Below are 4,071 nucleotides of genomic sequence, written 5' to 3' on the forward strand. Positions count from 1 at the left end.
GCTCGCGCATTATCTGGAATTAAAATCCCGATTATATGATCCGGATATTGAAGATGAGAGCCAGGCGCCTTTATACGATTTAGCACTGGCCAACGGGCAACTGATGGCGACGCTGAACCAGACAAAGATTTCCCTGCTCACCCGTCTGCGTGGCGACCGTGGGCAGCGCGGTACGCGCCGGACGCTCCACTACTATTTTGTTGCGCAGGATATTCATGAACGCGCCAGTTCATCGCATATCCAGTATCAAACGTTACGCGATCATTTCCGTCACAGCGATGTGATGTTCCGCTTTCAGCGTCTGATGTCGATGCAAGGGCAAGCCTGTATGCATCTGTCGCGCTGTCTTTTACTGCGCACGCCGTATCAGCATGATCCGCATTTTGAACGTGCATTCACGCACCTTGACGCGGCGCTCGAACGCATGCGGGTAGCGGGTGCTTCAGCAGACTTACTGAAAACGCTGGGTTTTTTACTCGCAAACTTACGCGCAATAGATGCGCAACTGGCCACGATTGAATCAGAGCAGGCACAGGCGGCCCCCCGCAATGAATCAGAGAATCAGTTGGCAGACGATAGTCCGCACGGATTCAGCGATACCTGGCTCCGGTTGAGCCGCAATTTCACTCCAGAATCCGCCCTGTTTCGTCACGCAGTAAGAATGTCGTTAGTACTCTGCCTGGGGTATACCTTGATCCAGGTTACCGGAATGGATCACGGTTACTGGATCCTGCTTACCAGCCTGTTCGTGTGCCAGCCAAACTATAATGCTACCCGACATCGTCTGGCGTTGAGGATTATCGGCACGCTGGTGGGGGTCGCCATTGGTTTGCCGATATTGTGGTTTGTTCCTTCCCTCGAAGGGCAATTGATCCTGTTGGTGATTACTGGCGTGCTGTTTTTCGCTTTTCGCAATGTACAGTATGCCCATGCCACGATGTTCATTACCTTACTGGTGTTGCTGTGCTTTAACTTGCTGGGGGAAGGTTTTGAGGTCGCTCTGCCCCGCGTAATAGATACCCTCATTGGGTGTGCTATCGCCTGGGCTGCTGTCAGCTTTATCTGGCCAGACTGGCGTTTTCGCAACCTTCCGCGTGTTCTGGAACGTGCAACGGATGCAAACTGTCGCTACCTGGATGCGATCCTCGAACAATATCACCAGGGGCGTGACAATCGGCTGGCCTACCGTATAGCCCGCCGGGATGCGCACAATCGTGACGCAGAGCTGGCATCAGTGGTGTCAAATATGTCTAGCGAGCCCGATGTCACCGCAGAAACCCGTGAGGCGGCGTTTCGGTTACTCTGTCTCAACCATACTTTTACCAGCTATATTTCCGCGTTAGGCGCTCACCGTGAACAGTTAACCAATCAGGAGGTTCTGACCCTGCTGGACGATGCGGTATGTTACGTTGATGATGCACTTCATCATCAACCCGCAGACGAACAACGGGTGCATCAGGCGCTGGAGGGGCTAAAACAGCGGATTCAGCATCTGGAACCTCTCCCGGACAGCAAAGAACCGCTCGTCGTACAGCAAATTGGTCTGCTGATCGCGCTGCTCCCTGAGATCGGGCGTCTGCAACGACAAATTACGCAATTGCCGTCGAATACCCCTGTTATGTCGTAAGCGACTGAACCCAGTCTGCAAGCTCCTGGCGGCGTATCGCCGGGAGCGCGGCTTCATGCACCCCGAGAATCGCCCCCTCCAGAGAATAGAGAATTTTCACCGTCAGGGACTTATTCAGATGACGAAGTCTCAGCCAGCTCATTTTCGCCCCCAAATTCCGTAATGTATTCTCATCTTTAATCCCCGCCTCGTTCAGGAGGATCTCCAGATGAAAGGTCATATTGGGTAAATCCTTCAGGCGATGTTGTGAAAAGCGGGAATGCTTTTCCTTTACTGCCGCATCCAGTGAATACTGTGACAAACGTACCAGTTGTTGCTGGTCGCACCACAGGCTTTCATCCACCCGATAATAATGGAGCATCACCTGACGTCCGCGTTTCATAAACGTCAGCCAGACGGGCGGATGTTTCACACAATACTGTGCGCTTTGCTCACAGGCGCGAAGGTAAAGCTCACCATTAGCGACCATCGCAAAAACAGTATCCCCAATACTCAAACTGTAACTGCCGAACAACGAGCGATAACCAATCGTGCCCAGTGAAGCCAGGTATTCTTGAGATTTATAGATTCGACTATAAGAAAGTGCTCTCATAAAAATCCTTTTAAATCATAAACTAAATGAATAAATTGCAGTAACAGCTCCGTTAATGACGAAAATAGGCAACTTAGTCTCAAGGGGCAAGATGAATTTTGTTTTTACTACGACAATGAATAAAAATTGCGACTCTGTTTCCGAAAATAAGGTTGATCTTTGCGGGTTACAGGGTTACTGTACATCCATACAGTAACTCACAGGGCTGGATTGATTATGTACACATCAGGTTATGCAAATCGTTCTTCGGCGCTCTCTTCCACTTCCGGTCGAATTGCGCGTGTCTCTTCGGAGAATGCTACCGCAGGGCTTATCAGTGAAGTGGTCTACCGCGAAGACCAGCCCATGATGACCCAATTACTTCTTTTACCCCTTCTGCAACAATTAGGGCAGCAATCGCGCTGGCAGCTCTGGCTGACGCCACAGCAAAAACTCAGCCGGGAATGGGTGCAGTCAGCAGGACTTCCCCTCACCAAGGTGATGCAAATAAACCAGCTTTCGCCGTGCCATACTTTAGAATCAATGGTTCGGGCATTACGCACAGGCAATTACAGTGTCGTGATCGGTTGGTTGTCGGACGAATTGACCGAAGAAGAGCATGCGCAACTGGTAAAAGCTGCCGATGAGGGAAATGCGATGGGATTTATTATGCGTCCGGTACGCGCACACGCTCTTGCCCCGAGACAGCATTCCGGACTAAAAATTCACTCTAATTTGTATCATTAAGTAAAATTAGGATTTATCCTGGATTTTTTTTTCATGCTTTGCCGGTGAATTGAAGCCTAAGGCTTTTTTGGTGCGAACGCTTGCCAGAAGCGGTTTCAGCGATTTTTACTGCTCAATTCCTCATCTAAAAATGTTAAATATTGTGTATACAAGCCTTTTTTTTTCATATGCCTGACGGAGTTCACACTTGTAAGTTTTCAACTACGTTGTAGACTTTACATCGCCAGGGGTGTTCGGCCTAAGCCGCAGATTCGGTAGAGTAACTATTGAGCAGGTCCCCCGGTGAAGGATTTAACCGTGTTATCTCGTTGGAGATATTCATGGCGTATTTTGGATGATAACGAGGCGCAAAAAATGAAAAAGACAGCTATCGCGATTGCAGTGGCACTGGCTGGTTTCGCTACCGTAGCGCAGGCCGCTCCGAAAGATAACACCTGGTATACCGGTGCTAAACTGGGTTGGTCTCAGTTCCATGACACTGGCTTCATCAACAATGATGGCCCGACCCACGAAAACCAACTGGGTGCAGGTGCTTTTGGTGGTTATCAGGTTAACCCGTATGTCGGTTTTGAAATGGGTTATGACTGGTTAGGTCGTATGCCATATAAAGGCGACAACATCAATGGTGCATACAAAGCTCAGGGCGTTCAACTGACCGCTAAACTGGGTTATCCAATCACTGACGATCTGGACATCTATACTCGTCTGGGTGGTATGGTTTGGCGTGCAGACACCAAGGCTAACATTCCTGGTGGCGCGTCCAGCAAAGATCACGACACTGGCGTATCCCCAGTATTCGCAGGCGGTGTTGAGTACGCAATTACTCCTGAAATCGCTACCCGTCTGGAATACCAGTGGACCAACAACATCGGTGACGCTAACACCATCGGTACTCGTCCGGACAACGGCCTGCTGAGCGTAGGTGTTTCTTACCGTTTCGGCCAGGGCGAACCAGCTCCTGTTGTAGCCCCGGCTCCGGCTCCGGCCCCGGCTCCGGCTCCAGAAGTACAGACCAAACACTTCACTCTGAAGTCTGACGTTCTGTTCAACTTCAACAAAGCAACTCTGAAACCAGAAGGCCAACAGGCTCTGGATCAGATGTACAGCCAACTGAGCAACCTGGATC

Annotated in this window: 4 protein-coding genes; 3 read left to right on the plus strand and 1 reads right to left on the minus strand. The window is 50.3% G+C overall.

The window, feature by feature from the left end; genetic code table 11:
* Positions 1–1,627, plus strand: a 1,627-nt coding sequence (gene yccS / locus CJP72_RS24675) for a YccS family putative transporter (protein WP_162383862.1), incomplete at its 5' end; no start/stop codon positions are given.
* On the opposite strand, the gene CJP72_RS24680 is transcribed toward yccS, so the two are convergent.
* Positions 1,617–2,219 (minus strand): TfoX/Sxy family DNA transformation protein, encoded by a 603-nt coding sequence (locus tag CJP72_RS24680; RefSeq protein WP_162383863.1) that lies wholly within the window; start codon positions 2,217–2,219, stop codon positions 1,617–1,619. The two genes, yccS and CJP72_RS24680, sit on opposite strands and share 11 nt — an antisense overlap.
* A 216-nt stretch (positions 2,220–2,435) precedes the next feature.
* Here CJP72_RS24680 and sulA point away from each other — a divergent pair, with 216 nt between their 5' ends.
* Both sulA and ompA read left to right on the plus strand, forming a co-directional pair.
* On the plus strand, positions 2,436–2,945 hold the full coding sequence (sulA, locus tag CJP72_RS24685; protein WP_162383864.1) for an SOS-induced cell division inhibitor SulA: 510 nt from the start codon (positions 2,436–2,438) through the stop codon (positions 2,943–2,945).
* 354 nt (positions 2,946–3,299) lie between these two features.
* On the plus strand, positions 3,300–4,071 hold a 772-nt coding region (gene ompA / locus CJP72_RS24690; protein WP_162383865.1), incomplete at its 3' end, for a porin OmpA.

Origin of the sequence: Citrobacter sp. NCU1 (assembly GCF_010231475.1) — a bacterium.
Lineage (GTDB): Bacteria > Pseudomonadota > Gammaproteobacteria > Enterobacterales > Enterobacteriaceae > Citrobacter_D.

Bases quoted from the DNA above. Each gene is read 5' to 3' on its own strand.
- CJP72_RS24680 (WP_162383863.1), bottom strand. From the start codon at position 2,219: ATGAGAGCACTTTCTTATAGTCGAATCTATAAATCTCAAGAATACCTG.
- sulA (WP_162383864.1), top strand. From the start codon at position 2,436: ATGTACACATCAGGTTATGCAAATCGTTCTTCGGCGCTCTCTTCCACT.